Origin of the sequence: Escherichia sp. MOD1-EC6475, from assembly GCF_003046645.1 — a bacterium.
In the GTDB taxonomy this organism is placed as follows: domain Bacteria; phylum Pseudomonadota; class Gammaproteobacteria; order Enterobacterales; family Enterobacteriaceae; genus Escherichia; species Escherichia ruysiae.
The window spans coordinates 143,155-158,655 of sequence record NZ_PZKQ01000011.1; the positions used below are offsets into that span (position 1 = coordinate 143,155).

At 50.6% G+C, this 15,501-nt stretch carries 13 protein-coding genes; 6 read left to right on the top strand and 7 right to left on the bottom strand.

What is annotated here, in order from left to right; translation table 11 throughout:
• Position 1: 1 nt before the first annotated feature.
• Positions 2–808 (top strand): peptide ABC transporter ATP-binding protein SapF, encoded by an 807-nt coding sequence (gene sapF, locus A7589_RS03060; protein ID WP_000573415.1) that lies wholly within the window; start codon positions 2–4, stop codon positions 806–808.
• Between the two features lie 59 nt (positions 809–867).
• Here sapF and A7589_RS03065 read toward each other — a convergent pair whose 3' ends face one another.
• The 5 genes from A7589_RS03065 to A7589_RS03085 form a co-directional block, all read right to left on the bottom strand.
• Complete coding sequence (locus A7589_RS03065) at positions 868–2,031, bottom strand: multidrug effflux MFS transporter (protein ID WP_000135026.1); 1,164 nt, start codon at positions 2,029–2,031, stop codon at positions 868–870.
• An 8-nt stretch (positions 2,032–2,039) separates the two neighbouring features.
• On the bottom strand, positions 2,040–3,413 hold the full coding sequence (locus A7589_RS03070) for an efflux transporter outer membrane subunit (protein WP_000946221.1): 1,374 nt from the start codon (positions 3,411–3,413) through the stop codon (positions 2,040–2,042).
• Between the two features lie 3 nt (positions 3,414–3,416).
• Positions 3,417–6,524: an efflux RND transporter permease subunit gene (locus tag A7589_RS03075; protein ID WP_165797958.1), complete on the bottom strand. Its 3,108-nt coding sequence runs from the start codon at positions 6,522–6,524 to the stop codon at positions 3,417–3,419.
• Complete coding sequence (locus A7589_RS03080; protein WP_000873795.1) at positions 6,524–7,645, bottom strand: efflux RND transporter periplasmic adaptor subunit; 1,122 nt, start codon at positions 7,643–7,645, stop codon at positions 6,524–6,526. The genes A7589_RS03075 and A7589_RS03080 overlap by 1 nt, the downstream gene beginning before the upstream one ends.
• Before the next feature lie 147 nt (positions 7,646–7,792).
• On the bottom strand, positions 7,793–8,359 hold the full coding sequence (locus A7589_RS03085; protein ID WP_000203296.1) for a TetR/AcrR family transcriptional regulator: 567 nt from the start codon (positions 8,357–8,359) through the stop codon (positions 7,793–7,795).
• A gap of 513 nt (positions 8,360–8,872) precedes the next feature.
• On the opposite strand from A7589_RS03085, the gene fabI reads away from it, so the two are divergent.
• From fabI to A7589_RS03105, 3 genes are all read left to right on the top strand, one after another.
• On the top strand, positions 8,873–9,661 hold the full coding sequence (fabI, locus tag A7589_RS03095) for an enoyl-ACP reductase FabI (RefSeq protein WP_000506490.1): 789 nt from the start codon (positions 8,873–8,875) through the stop codon (positions 9,659–9,661).
• A gap of 143 nt (positions 9,662–9,804) precedes the next feature.
• A complete protein-coding gene (locus A7589_RS03100) occupies positions 9,805–10,944 on the top strand; it encodes a CMD domain-containing protein (RefSeq protein ID WP_000437864.1) in 1,140 nt (379 codons plus the stop codon).
• 67 nt (positions 10,945–11,011) lie between these two features.
• Complete coding sequence (locus A7589_RS03105) at positions 11,012–12,946, top strand: exoribonuclease II (RefSeq protein WP_108188724.1); 1,935 nt, start codon at positions 11,012–11,014, stop codon at positions 12,944–12,946.
• Positions 12,947–13,010: 64 nt separating this feature from the next.
• Here A7589_RS03105 and A7589_RS03110 read toward each other — a convergent pair whose 3' ends face one another.
• The gene (locus A7589_RS03110) at positions 13,011–13,133 is read right to left on the bottom strand and encodes a hypothetical protein (protein ID WP_000221850.1); all 123 of its coding nucleotides are present in this window, start codon (positions 13,131–13,133) and stop codon (positions 13,011–13,013) included.
• Between the two features lie 53 nt (positions 13,134–13,186).
• On the opposite strand from A7589_RS03110, the gene pdeR reads away from it, so the two are divergent.
• A complete protein-coding gene (pdeR, locus tag A7589_RS03115; RefSeq protein WP_016158387.1) occupies positions 13,187–15,172 on the top strand; it encodes a cyclic di-GMP phosphodiesterase in 1,986 nt (661 codons plus the stop codon).
• Here the strand turns inward: pdeR and A7589_RS23645 are convergent.
• Complete coding sequence (locus A7589_RS23645; RefSeq protein ID WP_235613308.1) at positions 15,154–15,282, bottom strand: hypothetical protein; 129 nt, start codon at positions 15,280–15,282, stop codon at positions 15,154–15,156. The two genes, pdeR and A7589_RS23645, sit on opposite strands and share 19 nt — an antisense overlap.
• A 35-nt stretch (positions 15,283–15,317) precedes the next feature.
• On the opposite strand from A7589_RS23645, the gene A7589_RS03120 reads away from it, so the two are divergent.
• Positions 15,318–15,491, top strand: coding sequence for a YciZ family protein (locus A7589_RS03120; RefSeq protein WP_001288366.1), 174 nt, complete (start codon positions 15,318–15,320; stop codon positions 15,489–15,491).
• Positions 15,492–15,501: the final 10 nt, after the last annotated feature.

Genomic DNA, 15,501 nt, shown 5'->3' on the forward strand with positions numbered 1-15,501 from the left:
GATGATAGAAACTCTGCTCGAAGTGCGTAATTTAAGCAAAACGTTCCGCTACCGAACTGGCTGGTTTCGTCGTCAGACCGTAGAAGCCGTAAAACCCTTGAGCTTTACGCTACGTGAACGCCAGACGCTGGCGATTATTGGTGAAAACGGTTCCGGTAAATCGACGCTGGCGAAAATGCTGGCAGGAATGATTGAGCCAACCAGCGGTGAGTTATTGATTGACGATCATCCGCTGCATTTTGGCGATTACTCCTTCCGCAGCCAGCGGATTCGCATGATTTTTCAGGATCCTTCGACCTCGTTGAATCCGCGTCAGCGTATCTCGCAGATCCTGGATTTTCCTCTGCGTTTGAACACCGATCTGGAGCCTGAACAGCGCCGCAAACAGATTATTGAAACAATGCGTATGGTCGGGCTGCTACCGGATCACGTCAGTTACTATCCGCATATGCTGGCACCAGGGCAAAAACAACGTCTGGGTCTGGCGCGCGCGCTGATATTGCGCCCAAAAGTCATTATCGCGGATGAAGCTCTCGCCTCGCTGGATATGTCGATGCGTTCGCAGTTGATTAATCTGATGCTGGAGCTACAAGAGAAACAGGGCATTTCTTATATTTATGTTACCCAGCATATCGGGATGATGAAGCATATCAGCGACCAGGTTCTGGTCATGCATCAGGGCGAGGTGGTCGAGCGCGGTAGTACGGCTGACGTGCTGGCATCGCCGCTACATGAACTCACCAAACGGCTCATTTCCGGGCACTTTGGCGAAGCGTTGACGGCGGATGCGTGGCGTAAAGATCGTTAGTGTTCTGCACCTCATTCTGGCAGGGAAATCCCCGCCAGAATGAGGTATTCATTAAGCCATTACTTCTGATTGCCGATTCTGGTGAGTGCAACCAGCAATGCCAGCGTGTAACACACCGTAATTGCCAGGCTCATTTTTAACAGAGTTTCCCCACCTACCCCCGATAACGGCGCGGCTATACCGCCAAAGACAAACATGCTCATCCCCATCAGCGCAGACGCCGTTCCTGATTCTTGTGTCCCTACCGCACTCATTGCTTCTGCCCCACCAACAGTGCCTATGCCGCTACAAAATGCGATGGTGAAAAATAATGCCACCAGTGCCGGAATGGGTAACTGCAACCATGCACACAAGACAGTGAGCGATGCACACAGAATCGCCGCTACCAGGCCGCCTCTCAACAAATTCATCGCGTTAATCCGTCGGGCTAGCCGTGAGAAGATCCATGAAGCGATGATAAGTCCGATGCCGTTAAGGCCAAATACCAGGCTGAATTGCATTGGGCTAAAGCCAAATTCTTTCTGCAACACGAAAGACGAAGAGCCGATGTACGCAAACAAACCTGCCAGCATAAAACTTTGAATCAGGCAAAAGCGCATAAAACGGCGGTTCTGCACCACACTTCGTCCGGTTAGTAGCAATGATGAGCCCCTTTTATTTTCTGGCAACGTCTCATTGATAAATAACAGGCAGCCCAGCAACAGTACGGTACTAATTCCTGCCATCACCCAGAATAAAATACGCCAGTCAAAGGCGCTGACAATGTAACCGCCCAGCACTGGCGACAACACCGGAGCCAGGCCATTCACCGTCATTAAAAGCGCAAAGAACTGGGTCAGCGTGACTCCCTGATATTTGTCACGAGCAATAGAACGGGAGAGCACCGAACCACCTGCCCCCGCGATCCCCTGAATAAAACGCCAGACTACCAGCCAGTAAATATTGTTAGTTGCCGCGCACAAAATGGAGGAGACAATAAACAATAACAACGACAAGATTAACGGACGTTTACGCCCTATTTTGTCGCTCAAAGGGCCAAATAACAGTTGTCCGACGCCAAGACCGATCAGTGACGCAGTCAGCGTTAATTGCGTTATGGTCGTGGTTGTCGCCAGTTGTTCCGACATCTCAGGTAATGCAGGCAAATAAAGGTCGGTACACATCGGGCCGATACCGGCTAAAAGACCGAGAATCAATGCCCATGAAAGAGAAACTCTAGCCATACTATTCCTTACTTGAGTGATGACATGCCGCCGCCCAGCGACTGCCAGAGCGTGATTCGGTTTGTAAAATCTGTCAGTTGCAGTGCCAGTAACTCCTGCTGCGCGCTCCACAAGCTGCGTTGTGCCGTCAACACGGTCAGGTAATCACCGACGCCGGCTTGATAGCGACGCAGGCCAATATCGACCGTTTGTTGCTCAGCTTTGACATACTGACGCTGTGCATCCAGTTGCTCTTCAAGCGTGGCCCGTCGAGCCAGTGCGTTAGCGACATCTTTAAACGCGCTTTGAACGGTTTTCTCATAGGTGGCAATAAGCCCGCGTTTTTGTGCTTCAGCGTAACGAAGCTGCGCCAGATTACTGCCGCCGGTGAACAGCGGTAATGTTACCGAGGGCGCGAATGACCAAACCTGCATTCCGTGGCTGAACAGCGACGATAATGCGTCACTGCCAACACCCGCACTGGCAGTCAGCGAAATAGTCGGGAAAAAGTTAGCCCGCGCGGCGCCAATATCAGCATTGGCGCTCTTCAGATTATGTTCTGCTTCCTGGATATCAGGGCGACGCAGCAGAACGTCAGATGACACTCCCGCAGGAACCAGGCTTATCATCTGTTCCGGCAGGCTTTCCAGTGTTTCCGGTAGCAGATTTTCCGCAAGCGTAGTACCTGCCAGTAAGTTCAGAGCATTTTTATCCTGCATCACTTGTGTCTGATAGCTGGCAACGCTGGCGCGCGCCTGCTGATAAACACTCATCGCCTCACTGACATCTGTCGCTGCAGCCGTGCCAACCTGCTGCTGGCGCTGGATAATTTTCAATGAGTTCTCTGCACTGGCCATCGTTTCTTTTGCCAGAGCCAGGTTGCTGTTATCGGCCGCCAGGGTCAGCCAGGCGTTGCTGATTTCGGCAATCAGCGTTAAACGGGTGTTCTGGGCTGTAAATTCACTGGCAAGCCAGGTTTCTCGCGCCGCCCGTGACAAACTCTGATTACGACCAAACAGATCTAACGTAAAGCTGGACACCGTGCCATCCGCCTCGGCAGTGGTTCCCGTGCCATTCGCCAGCGAACGACTGCGGGTCGAGCTTAAAGCCGCATTTACCGTCGGGAATAACGACGCATTAGTTTGGCCATATAGCGCCCGTGCTGAGTCAATATCAGCAATCGCTTTTTGCACATCGCGGTTACTGTTCAGTGCAATGGTCACCACCTGCTGCAATCGGGGATCGTGGATCACCTGTTGCCAGTCATGGCTGATTGCCTTCCCCTGCCCCTGTGCTCCTGGCAAGGTCGCCGGGATTGGGGATTCAGGCGTGCTGTAGTGGGGATCGAGCGAGACGCATCCCGCACTCAACAGCACCAGAAAAATAAGAGAACGACGCAACATAACTTACTCCTGACGGCGCGGTTTACCGGCAAACAAACGTTTAACCAGGACAAAAAACAGAGGAACGAAGAAGATGGACAGTAATGTAGCGGTCAACGTACCGCCAATAATGCCCGTACCAATGGCGATGCGGCTGTTCGCACCTGCGCCGGTTGCCATCGCCAGCGGCATTACCCCCGCAATAAACGCCAGCGAGGTCATGATGATTGGGCGTAAACGGGTCTGCGCCGCGCGTAATGCCGCACGGCTCAGGGAATAGCCCTCAGCCACCGCCGCTTCAGCAAATTCCACAATCAGAATGGCATTTTTCGACGACAAACCGATGGTGGTTAATAGCGCCACCTGGAAGTAAACATCGTTGTTTAAATTACGCATCCAGGCCGCCAGCGCCGCACCAAGTAGCCCCAACGGGATCACCAGAATGACCGAGAACGGGACTGACCAGCTTTCGTACAGTGCTGCAAGGCAGAGGAAAACCACCAGAATAGAGACCGCATACAGACTCAGTGCCTGACCGCTGGCCAGTTTCTCCTGCAATGACAAGCCACTCCAGGCCCAGGTTGTTCCTGCCGGAAGGTTGCTTGCCAGAGCTTCCATTTTTGCCATCGCGTCGCCAGAACTAAAACCGCTCGCATTTTCCCCCTGAATTTCATAAGCCGCAGAACCGTTGTAGCGCACCAGTTTTTCCGGGCCGTAGATCCAACGCGTAGTGGCAAAAGCAGAGAACGGCGTCATGGCGTTATCGCTCCCGCGCACAAACCATTTCCCTAAGTCTGACGGCGCAGAACGAAACTCACTGTCGCCCTGAATGTAGACTTTTTTCACACGACCACGGTCAATAAAGTCATTCACATAAGTACCGCCCCACGCGCTGGCCAGCGTGTCGGTGACATCGCTTAAGCTCAAACCCAGCGATACGGCTTTATTGTTATCAATATCTACCTGCAATTGCGGCATTTGCGGCAGGTCATTGGCACGTACAGAAATCAGCTCAGGGCTTTGATTAGCCTGTTCAATCAACTGATTACGCATTTGAAGTAAGGTTTCGCGGTCAGTCGCACCACTTGCCATTAATTCAAACGTAAAGCCATTGCTATGCCCCAGACCATCAACCGCAGGCGGCGTCATGGCAAACACCGTAGCATCACGAATTGCCCCCAACTCTTTGGTTGCCCGTAAGGCAATGGCCTGGGCGGTATTTTCAGCGCCTTTACGCTGTGACCAGTTTTTCAACGAGACAAACGCCATCCCGGTGTTCTGTCCGCTACCACTGAAACTAAAACCATCAACGGTAAAAATGACATCGGTGTTTGCTTTTTCGTTTACCAGGAACCAGTCAACAATCTGACGGTTTACTTCTGCTGTACGAACGGCGGTCGCTCCGGCTGGCAGCGTGTACTGCACCATGATTTCGCCCTGGTCTTCAGTGGGTAAGAAACTGCCCGGCAGTTTCCACATCATCAAAGCCATTCCACCGCCCAGCACGACATAGACACCCATAGCCCGCACCGCCCGACGCAAAACATAAAGGACGCCATGCTGATACTTTTCTTCAGTACGACGGTAAAAACGGTTAAATGCACCGAAGAAGCCTTTTTTATGCGGTGGGACATGCTGGAGGACAGAACCACAAAGCGCAGGAGTCAGCGTTAATGCGACCACCACGGAAAGCAGCATTGCAGAGATAATAGTTATCGAAAACTGACGATAAATTACCCCCGTAGATCCCCCAAAGAACGCCATTGGCAGAAATACGGCAGACAGCACCAAAGCAATAGCAACCAGTGCGCCAGAAATTTCGCCCATTGATTTTTCCGTGGCTTCACGGGCAGGCAATCTTTCGTCGCGCATAATACGTTCGACGTTCTCCACCACCACAATGGCATCGTCCACCAGCAAGCCGATCGCCAGCACCATTGCAAACAAGGTAAGGGTATTAATCGAATAGCCAAACAACGCAAGGACACCAAACGTCCCCAGCAAAACGACCGGCACGGCTAACGCCGGGATCAGCGTAGCGCGCAGGTTTTGCAGGAATAAATACATTACGCAAACCACCAGAACGATGGCTTCAAACAGCGTCTGAATTACGTCCTCTACGGAGATTTTAATAAATTCAGTGCTGTCTTTCGGGTAAGCAATGTCGTATCCCTGTGGCATGTTCCGCTGGAATTCGGCAATCTTATCCTTGACCAACGTCGCCGTATTCAGCGCATTCGCCCCCGGAGAGAGCATCACGGCTACCCCTGCGGCCGGATGACCGTTCAACTTACTGATGGCGTTATAATCTTCGCTCCCCATCTCGACGCGAGCCACATCTTTTATGCGAACAACTGCGCCGTCGGACTGGCTTTTAACAATGATATTTTTAAATTGCTCAACGGTTTGCAAGCGTGACTGAGCACGAACTGTTGCCGTCAATTGTTGCGTGTTCGATGATGGTAAAGCGCCGATTTTCCCGGCAGTAACCTGTACGTTTTGCGCTTCAATTGCACTTTGTACATCTGATGGCATCAGCGAGTATGAGGCCAGTTTGGCGGGATCAAGCCAGATGCGCATAGCATATTCAGCCCCAAAAACTTGCAGGCTACCTACACCTTCAACACGCGCCAGCGGGTCCTGAAGATTACTCACCAGCCAGTCAGCGATATCGGAACTGGTCGCTTTATCGGTAGTGTCATATACGGCAGCAATCAGCAAAAAGTTGCTTTGTGATTTCTCCACTGTGACGCCGGTTTGCTGCACTTCGCTCGGTAAACGTGACTCCGCCTGCTGTATTTTATTTTGTACCTGCACCTGCGCGGTATCAGGGTCCGTGCCTTGTTCAAACGTCACGTTAATACTGACTGAGCCATCCGAACTACTGGTGGAGCTGAAGTAGAGCAAATTATCCAGCCCGGTAAGTTGTTGCTCGATAACCTGAGTTACGCTGTTTTCCAGCGTTTCGGCTGAAGCTCCGGTATAAGTGGCTGAAATTCTAATAGTCGGCGGTGCAACGTCAGGATATTGCGCGACGGGTAATGTGCGAATAGCCAGAATACCCGCCAACATAATCAAGATGGCGATAACCCAGGCAAAGACGGGTCTGCGAACAAAAAAACGCGAAAACATCAGGCGTTGCCTCCATTAGCCTGAACCTCAACGGCCTTGACGGTCTGCCCTGAAATCACTTTGGCGGAACCTTCGACAATCAGCCGGTCACCGTTGTGCAGACCGTTCAACACCAGCCATTTATCACCATAAGTTTCTCCCGTTTCGAGCGTGCGCTGCTCTACTTTATTGTCTTTATTCACCACCAGCGCGGTAGCATTGCCTTTAGCATCGCGCGTCACGCCCTGTTGAGGCGCGAGAATAGCGTCTTCCATCACGCCTTCATCGACACGAGCGCGAACAAACATGCCTGGTAATAACTGCTGTTGTGGATTAGGGAAAATCGCCCGTAATGTCACCGAACCGGTAGATTCATCCACAGCCACTTCAGTCAGTTCCAGACGGCCTTTTTCGCTGTAGGTTGTGCCATCTTCCAGAATAAGTGAGACGCTCATGGTGTCACTGTTTGTCGCCAGTGACTGTTTGCGCAGACGCAGTAAATCGACACTGGAGCGAGTGAGATCAACATACATCGTTTCCAGACCACGAATAGTCGTTAACGCCGTATCCTGCGACGCGGTCACCAGTGCGCCAGGCGTCACCGATGAAATGCCTATGCGCCCGGAAATCGGCGCGGTCACCGTGGTCCAGTCAAGATTAATGCGGGCAGTTTCCAGTGCGGCTTTTTTCGCCTCTACACTGGCTTTATCTTGTGCACAGGTAGACTGAGCATCATCAGCATCCTGTTGTGACACACCGTTATCTTTCACCAGTCGGGCATAACGCTGCGCTTTCTGGCAATCGGCTTTTACCAGTGCCTGCGCCTGTTGCAACGCGGCACGAGCTTCATTCCATGCCGCCCGATAACTGGCCGAATCAATCTGGTAAAGCGGCTGTCCGGCCTTGACCAGATCGCCTTCCTTAAACAAGCGTTTCTGGATAATCCCCCCAACCTGCGGACGTACTTCAGCACTGAGCGCAGCACTGGTGCGTCCGGTTAATTCACTAACGACCGAAACCGGTTGATATTTGAGCGTAACAACGCCCACTTCTGTTTCCGACGGGGATGAATTGTTATTTTGCGTATTATCACAACCAGATAAGAGCAGCATTGCCACTACAGACGTTGCTATATACTTCATTATTTTCTCCAGGGTGAAAATACCCTCCTCATTAAAATTAATGAGGATATTTCAGGGATATTCAGATATAACGAGCCCGCATCGCGAAATAAATTTCGCAATGAAATAAGGGGGATTAATATCCCCCGCTATCGGTTAATTCTGTCCTTATTTATTTATCAACATACTAATAATATCCTGATATATTTCCTGCAGACGTTGTGGATCGCTTTTTTGCGGTGTTAAGCGACGATAAACCGTACCTTCCACCATGGTAGCAAGCACTTCAACGCAACATCGAATGTGCTCATCGCTAAGATGGGGATGCATTCTTTTCATATGCGCACAACCGTTAGCAAACATTCTGGCGTCAGCTTCCTCAAGCATAGCCATCACCCGTGGGTTGCGTGTGGCTTCTGCAGCCACTTCCAGCATCAACGCGTCGTCGTCCTCATTTAAGGATTTGCGCAAGGCAAGGACTTCCGGGAAGCGATCGGTACGCGCGTCAATGTCCATCTGGGCAATACGGAAGTCGATGATACGGCGAACCATCTCTTCAATAATGGCGTCTTTATTGGCGAAGTAACGGTAGATCTGCCCGACGCTAAGCTGAGCTTCGCTGGCAATTTGCGACATACTGGCGGCATGAAAACCGCAGCGATGAAAACACCGACGGGCGGCGTTGATGATTTCATCCTGACGCTGTTTGTGACGTATCTCCAGATTACTGGTCATCTCTGTCTCCTGCCCTTTCACTTAGTGAGAATGATCGTTCTCATTTAGGCTAATTATACGTTTCTCCAAAGTAATGGAAAGTATTTTTATACTATTCATGGTGCATGTTCTGATAATGAAGAGATTGTGGAGGTTCTGTGAAGATGATTGAAATATTTCGTTGATGTCAGTTCATCAGAGAAAGACCGCGACTTGTTTTCGCCAGATTATTAATTGCCGATGACACAACAGAAGCCAGGGCTGATAAATCCGCGTCTGTTTTCATCATCAAACTTACCGGAAGTAATACAAATAGTTTTAAAGCCAGACTCTATAAGATATTTCCACAACCTGCCCCTTGCGGGCGTCGCAAAATGCTCTGTACCGCTGATTCTCCCCCGTACAGAAAGCTCAACTATAGCCACCTACAGCCTGGTTGATTATAATAACCGTTTATCTGTTCGTACTGTTTACTAAAACGACGAATCGCCTGATTTTCAGGCACAACAAGCATCAACAATAAGGATTAAAGCTATGGGTTTTCTTTCCGGTAAGCGCATTCTGGTAACCGGTGTTGCCAGCAAACTGTCCATCGCCTACGGTATCGCTCAGGCGATGCACCGCGAAGGAGCTGAACTGGCATTCACCTACCAGAACGACAAACTGAAAGGCCGCGTAGAAGAATTTGCCGCTCAATTAGGTTCTGACATCGTTCTGCAGTGCGATGTTGCCGAAGATGCCAGCATCGACACCATGTTCGCTGAACTGGGTAAAGTCTGGCCGAAATTTGACGGCTTCGTACACTCTATTGGTTTTGCACCTGGCGATCAGCTGGATGGTGACTATGTTAACGCCGTTACCCGTGAAGGCTTCAAAATTGCCCACGACATCAGCTCTTACAGCTTCGTTGCAATGGCAAAAGCTTGCCGTTCCATGCTGAATCCGGGTTCTGCCCTGCTGACCCTCTCCTACCTGGGCGCCGAACGCGCTATCCCGAACTACAACGTTATGGGTCTGGCAAAAGCGTCTCTGGAAGCGAACGTACGCTATATGGCTAACGCGATGGGTCCCGAAGGTGTGCGTGTTAACGCCATCTCTGCTGGTCCGATCCGTACTCTGGCGGCTTCTGGCATCAAAGACTTCCGTAAAATGCTGGCTCACTGCGAAGCGGTTACACCGATTCGTCGTACCGTTACCATCGAAGATGTGGGTAACTCTGCAGCGTTCCTGTGCTCCGACCTCTCCGCAGGTATCTCCGGTGAAGTCGTTCACGTTGACGGCGGTTTCAGCATTGCTGCCATGAACGAACTGGAACTGAAATAATCGTTCTATTGATAAAGATGGGCGGCGTTCTGCCGCCCGATTTCTCTGTTATACCTTTCTGATATTTGTTATCGCCGATCCGTCTTTCTCCCCTCCCAGCCTTGCGTCAGGATAACGATTTCCTTTACGACCAAGGAGTCCCCATGGAACAACGCCACATTACCGGCAAAAGCCACTGGTATCATGAAACGCAATCCAGTACTTCGGAGTATGACGTTTTGCCACTGGTTCCGGGAGCCGCAAAGGTAACCGATCCTTTTCTGCTCGACGTGATCCTTGATGAAGAAACACTTGATCCCTTTCATTCGTGGCTGATCCCGGCGCGTGCTCTTGCTGTAGAATTCTTCCCCGACCAGCTTGCGGTGACCCGTTTACAGACATTCACCGCCTATGAACGCCTGACGACCGCACTGACCGTTGCTCAGGTCTGCGGCGTCCAGCGGCTATGCAACTACTATTCCGCGCGTCTGACACCGCTTCCCGGGCCTGACTCCTCCAGGGAAAGCAATCATCGGCTGGCGCAAATCACGCAATATGCCCGTCAACTGGCCGGTTCTCCATCAATCATCGACGGTCAGTCCCGCCAGCATCTTAACGATGTCGGGCTTACCGCCTGGGATTGTGTAATTATCAACCAAATCATCGGCTTTGTTGGTTTTCAGGCACGAGCGATCGCCACATTTCAGGCTTATCTTGAGCAACCGATACGCTGGCTACCCGGTCGGGAAGTGCAAAGCTACGCAGACGGTTCACTTTTTGCTGAAGCATCAACTGGCTGGCGTGCCTGCTACGAAGTGGAGATATCTTCGCAAGAGCAAGAGATGAATGCTCACCGACAGTTACCATCCGAACTTCGCCAACTGGTAGCAATCCTGAATCTGCACCCTGCCTCACTTTCACTCTTTGTGACGTTGCTATCCAGCTCGTTGGTAACAACAAAATCCAGCCATCAACTTGCTGCCTTACTCAGTGCGCGAATTAATGGTAGCGTTGCCTGTTTCACCTCTTTAATTCATTCAAATTTTGAATATAAAGAAGCAATATGCATTTTGCGTCAGGGCGAAAACGAAATAAACCAATGGGCTGACCGTCATTCTGTTGAGCGCGCTACCGTTCAGGCGATACAATGGCTGACACGAGCACCCGATCGCTTTAGCGCCGCCCAGTTTAGCCCATTACTCGAACATGAAATATCATCAGCTCAGGTTATCAATCTGCTGGTATGGAGCGGGTTTTGTGGTTGGATAAATCGCTTAAAAATCGCGTTGGGTGAAACACATTAACCTTGCTGCGTCAGGCAGAATCGCGTAAAACTGTCAGCCGCTCTAATGGCCACCAAAATAGACAATTATGTTTCAGGACAACCCGCTGCTAGCGCAGCTTAAACAGCAACTGCACTCCCAGACGCCCCGCGCTGAAGGGGTGGTAAAAGCCACTGAAAAAGGCTTTGGCTTCCTGGAAGTCGACGCACAGAAAAGTTATTTCATTCCGCCGCCGCAGATGAAAAAAGTCATGCATGGCGACCGAATTATCGCGGTGATCCACAGTGAAAAAGAACGTGAATCCGCAGAGCCAGAAGAACTGGTTGAACCGTTTCTGACTCGTTTCGTGGGTAAGGTTCGGGGCAAAAATGACCGTCTGGCCATCGTTCCTGATCATCCACTCTTAAAAGACGCCATTCCTTGTCGCGCGGCTCGTGGCCTGACCCATGAGTTTAAAGAAGGCGACTGGGCGGTTGCCGAAATGCGCCGCCATCCGTTGAAAGGCGATCGCTCCTTCTATGCGGAACTGACACAATACATCACTTTTGGTGACGACCACTTCGTACCGTGGTGGGTAACCCTGGCACGCCATAATCTGGAAAAAGAAGCGCCAGACGGTGTTGCTACCGAAATGCTCGATGAAGGTCTGCAACGTGAAGATCTGACTGCTCTGGACTTTGTCACCATTGACAGCGCCAGCACGGAGGATATGGATGATGCCCTTTTCGCTAAGGCGTTGCCGGATGACAAACTACAGTTGATTGTCGCGATTGCCGACCCAACCGCGTGGATCGCAGAAGGCAGCAAGCTGGACAAAGCCGCGAAAATTCGTGCGTTCACCAACTATCTGCCAGGCTTCAATATCCCAATGCTGCCACGGGAACTTTCCGACGACCTCTGCTCCCTGCGTGCCAATGAAGTGCGTCCGGTGCTGGCATGTCGGATGACGCTATCCGCTGACGGCACCATTGAAGACGACATCGAATTTTTTGCTGCTACCATCGAATCCAAAGCCAAGCTGGTTTATGACCAGGTTTCCGATTGGCTGGAAAACACCGGTGACTGGCAGCCAGAAAGTGATGCGATTGCGGAACAAATCCGCCTGTTAGCGCAAATTTGCCAGCGTCGCGGCGAATGGCGTAATAACCATGCGTTGGTGTTTAAAGATCGCCCGGATTACCGTTTTATTCTCGGTGAAAAAGGTGAAGTGTTGGATATCGTCGCTGAACCGCGTCGTATTGCTAACCGTATCGTCGAAGAAGCGATGATCGCCGCTAACATTTGTGCGGCTCGCGTGCTGCGCGATAAGCTCGGTTTCGGTATCTATAACGTACATATGGGCTTTGATCCGGCAAATGCCGACGCGCTGGCAGCATTACTGAAAACGCACGGCCTACATGTTGACGCCGAAGAAGTGCTCACACTGGACGGCTTCTGCAAACTGCGCCGTGAGCTGGATGCGCAACCGACAGGTTTTCTTGACAGCCGCATTCGCCGTTTTCAGTCTTTTGCAGAAATCAGCACCGAACCAGGCCCTCACTTTGGCCTCGGTCTGGAAGCATATGCCACCTGGACTTCACCGATTCGTAAGTATGGCGACATGATCAACCATCGTCTGCTGAAAGCGATCATCAAAGGCGAAACAGCGACGCGCCCGCAGGATGAAATCACCGTCCAAATGGCAGAGCGTCGCCGTCTTAACCGGATGGCAGAACGTGATGTCGGCGACTGGTTATACGCACGTTTCCTGAAAGACAAAGCCGGAACCGACACCCGTTTTGCGGCAGAAATCGTCGATATCAGCCGTGGCGGTATGCGTGTGCGGCTGGTCGATAACGGCGCTATTGCCTTTATCCCTGCACCATTCTTACACGCTGTGCGCGATGAACTGGTTTGCAGTCAGGAAAACGGCACCGTACAAATCAAAGGTGAAACAGTTTACAAAGTAACCGACGTTATCGACGTCACCATCGCCGAAGTACGCATGGAAACCCGCAGTATTATTGCGCGCCCGGTCGCGTAATCCCCCTTCACGGCCCGTTCATTACGGATGGGCCGTTTGCTTTCCCCCTCCCTTCGCATTCGTTTTATCTCAGCAGATTTTTTTTAATGACTTCCGTTTGAAAACTGGCGTTTTCCCAAAACTGGATTACAAATAAATATATAAAAAAAACAATACGTTTAGCCGACATCAATTTCATGTAAGTCATGTTGGACCTTTCATTTAATGGCATGGTTCGCCGTTAACCGTAGGGTATGCATCATGAAAACCGTTAGGGAGTCCACAACGTTGTACAACTTTCTCGGATCGCACAACCCATACTGGCGGTTGTCGGAAAACAGTGATGTTTTGCGCTTTTCCACCACTGAAACAACAGAACCTGAACGTACTCTGCAGTTATCCGCCGAACAGGCTGCTCGCATCCGGGAAATGACGGTCATCACCTCCAGCCTGATGATGAGTCTGACAGTCGATGAGAGCGACCTTTCTGTCCATCTGGTGGGACGAAAAATCAATAAGCGCGAATGGGGTGGCAACGCGTCGGCATGGCATGATACACCGGCAGTTGCTCGTGATTTATCACACGGACTTTCCTTTGCCGAACAGGTAGTTTCTGAAGCCCATTCCGCAATTGTGATTCTGGACAGCCGGGGAAATATCCAGCGTTTTAATCGGTTATGTGAAGAATATACAGGGCTGAAAGAACACGATGTCATTGGGCAAAGCGTGTTTAAATTGTTTATGAGTCGCCGTGAAGCTGCGATCTCACGGCGTAACAACAGCAGTTTTTTTCGTAGTGGCAACGCCTATGAAGTCGAGCGTTGGGTACAGACGCGCAAAGGTCAGCGACTGTTTCTGTTTCGCAACAAATTTGTCCACAGCGGTAGCGGCAAAAATGAGATCTATTTAATCTGTTCCGGCACCGATATCACCGAAGAACGTCACGCCCAGGAACGATTGCGAATCCTGGCTAACACTGACAGCATCACCGGGCTACCGAATCGTAACGCAATGCAGGAATTAATCGACTACGCCATTAATCAGACCGACGAGAGTAAGGTCGGAGTGGTTTATCTCGATTTAGACAATTTTAAAAAAGTGAACGATGCCTACGGGCATTTGTTTGGCGACCAGCTGTTACGCGAGGTTTCACTGGCCATTTTAAGCTGTCTTGAACAGGATCAGGTGTTGGCACGTCTTGGCGGCGATGAATTTCTGGTACTCGCACCAGACACCTCACAAAGTGCCCTGGAAGCAATGGCATCGCGGATTTTGACCCGCCTGCGCCAACCCTTTCGCATCGGTTTAATCGAAGTTTATACTGGCTGTTCGATTGGTATTTCACTTTCACCGCAACACGGTCCAGACAGCGCGGCGATTATTCGCCATGCCGATACGGCAATGTACAGTGCCAAAGAAGGCGGACGAGGACAATTTTGCGTCTTTTCGCCGGAAATGAATCAACGGGTATTTGAGTATCTGTGGCTGGATACCAACCTGCGTAAAGCACTGGAAAACGATCAGTTAGTCATTCACTATCAGCCGAAAATCACCTGGCGCGGTGAAGTACGCAGTCTGGAAGCTCTGGTACGCTGGCAGTCCCCCGAACGTGGCTTAATTCCCCCTCTGGACTTTATTTCCTATGCCGAAGAGTCTGGTCTGATTGTGCCACTGGGCCGTTGGGTTATTCTCGACGTCGTGCGTCAGGTTGCAAAATGGAGAGATAAAGGTATTAATCTTCGGGTGGCGGTGAATGTCTCAGCACGCCAACTCGCCGATCAAACCATTTTCACTGACCTGAAACAGGTACTCCAGGAACTTAAATTTGAGTATTGCCCTATTGATGTCGAACTGACTGAAAGCTGTCTGATTGAAAACGATCAGTTGGCGCTTTCCGTTATTCAGCAATTCAGTCAATTAGGCGCACAGGTTCATCTGGATGATTTCGGCACGGGTTACTCTTCTCTTTCCCAACTGGCACGATTCCCCATCGATGCTATAAAACTCGACCAGGTTTTTGTTCGTGATATTCACAAACAGCCAGTCTCGCAGTCGCTGGTACGTGCGATCGTCGCCGTGGCTCAGGCGCTCAATCTTCAGGTGATTGCCGAAGGTGTAGAGAGTACAAAAGAAGATGCCTTTTTGACCAAAAATGGCATCAATGAGAGACAAGGATTTTTGTTTGCCAAACCGATGCCTGCCGTAGCTTTCGAACGCTGGTATAAACGTTATCTGAAGCGCGCATAAAGAGACGAATATATAAATGTAACGGTATATAATTCCATTACATATCGTATTAATGAATGATAATTAGCCTTTGTCGTTAAGCACTTCTCTTTTAGCGGCAATTTTTGCATTATTCATTTTCACTTTTTGCCTTGAGGATACCCTGATGTCTGAATTTGATGCCCAACGCGTTGCCGAACGTATTGATATTGTGTTAGATATCCTTGTGGCGGGCGATTACCACTCTGCGATCCATAATCTCGAGATACTTAAAGCAGAACTGTTGCGCCAGGTTGCTGCATCTACGCCAGACATCCCGAAGGCACCGTGGGAGATTTAACAATCGTGCT

Coding starts and splice junctions, on each gene's coding strand:
- sapF (WP_000573415.1), top strand. CDS start 2: ATGATAGAAACTCTGCTCGAAGTGCGTAATTTAAGCAAAACGTTCCGC.
- A7589_RS03065 (WP_000135026.1), bottom strand. CDS start 2,031: ATGGCTAGAGTTTCTCTTTCATGGGCATTGATTCTCGGTCTTTTAGCC.
- A7589_RS03070 (WP_000946221.1), bottom strand. CDS start 3,413: ATGTTGCGTCGTTCTCTTATTTTTCTGGTGCTGTTGAGTGCGGGATGC.
- A7589_RS03075 (WP_165797958.1), bottom strand. CDS start 6,524: ATGTTTTCGCGTTTTTTTGTTCGCAGACCCGTCTTTGCCTGGGTTATC.
- A7589_RS03080 (WP_000873795.1), bottom strand. CDS start 7,645: ATGAAGTATATAGCAACGTCTGTAGTGGCAATGCTGCTCTTATCTGGT.
- A7589_RS03085 (WP_000203296.1), bottom strand. CDS start 8,359: ATGACCAGTAATCTGGAGATACGTCACAAACAGCGTCAGGATGAAATC.
- fabI (WP_000506490.1), top strand. CDS start 8,873: ATGGGTTTTCTTTCCGGTAAGCGCATTCTGGTAACCGGTGTTGCCAGC.
- A7589_RS03100 (WP_000437864.1), top strand. CDS start 9,805: ATGGAACAACGCCACATTACCGGCAAAAGCCACTGGTATCATGAAACG.
- A7589_RS03105 (WP_108188724.1), top strand. CDS start 11,012: ATGTTTCAGGACAACCCGCTGCTAGCGCAGCTTAAACAGCAACTGCAC.
- A7589_RS03110 (WP_000221850.1), bottom strand. CDS start 13,133: ATGACTTACATGAAATTGATGTCGGCTAAACGTATTGTTTTTTTTATA.
- pdeR (WP_016158387.1), top strand. CDS start 13,187: ATGAAAACCGTTAGGGAGTCCACAACGTTGTACAACTTTCTCGGATCG.
- A7589_RS23645 (WP_235613308.1), bottom strand. CDS start 15,282: ATGCAAAAATTGCCGCTAAAAGAGAAGTGCTTAACGACAAAGGCTAAT.
- A7589_RS03120 (WP_001288366.1), top strand. CDS start 15,318: ATGTCTGAATTTGATGCCCAACGCGTTGCCGAACGTATTGATATTGTG.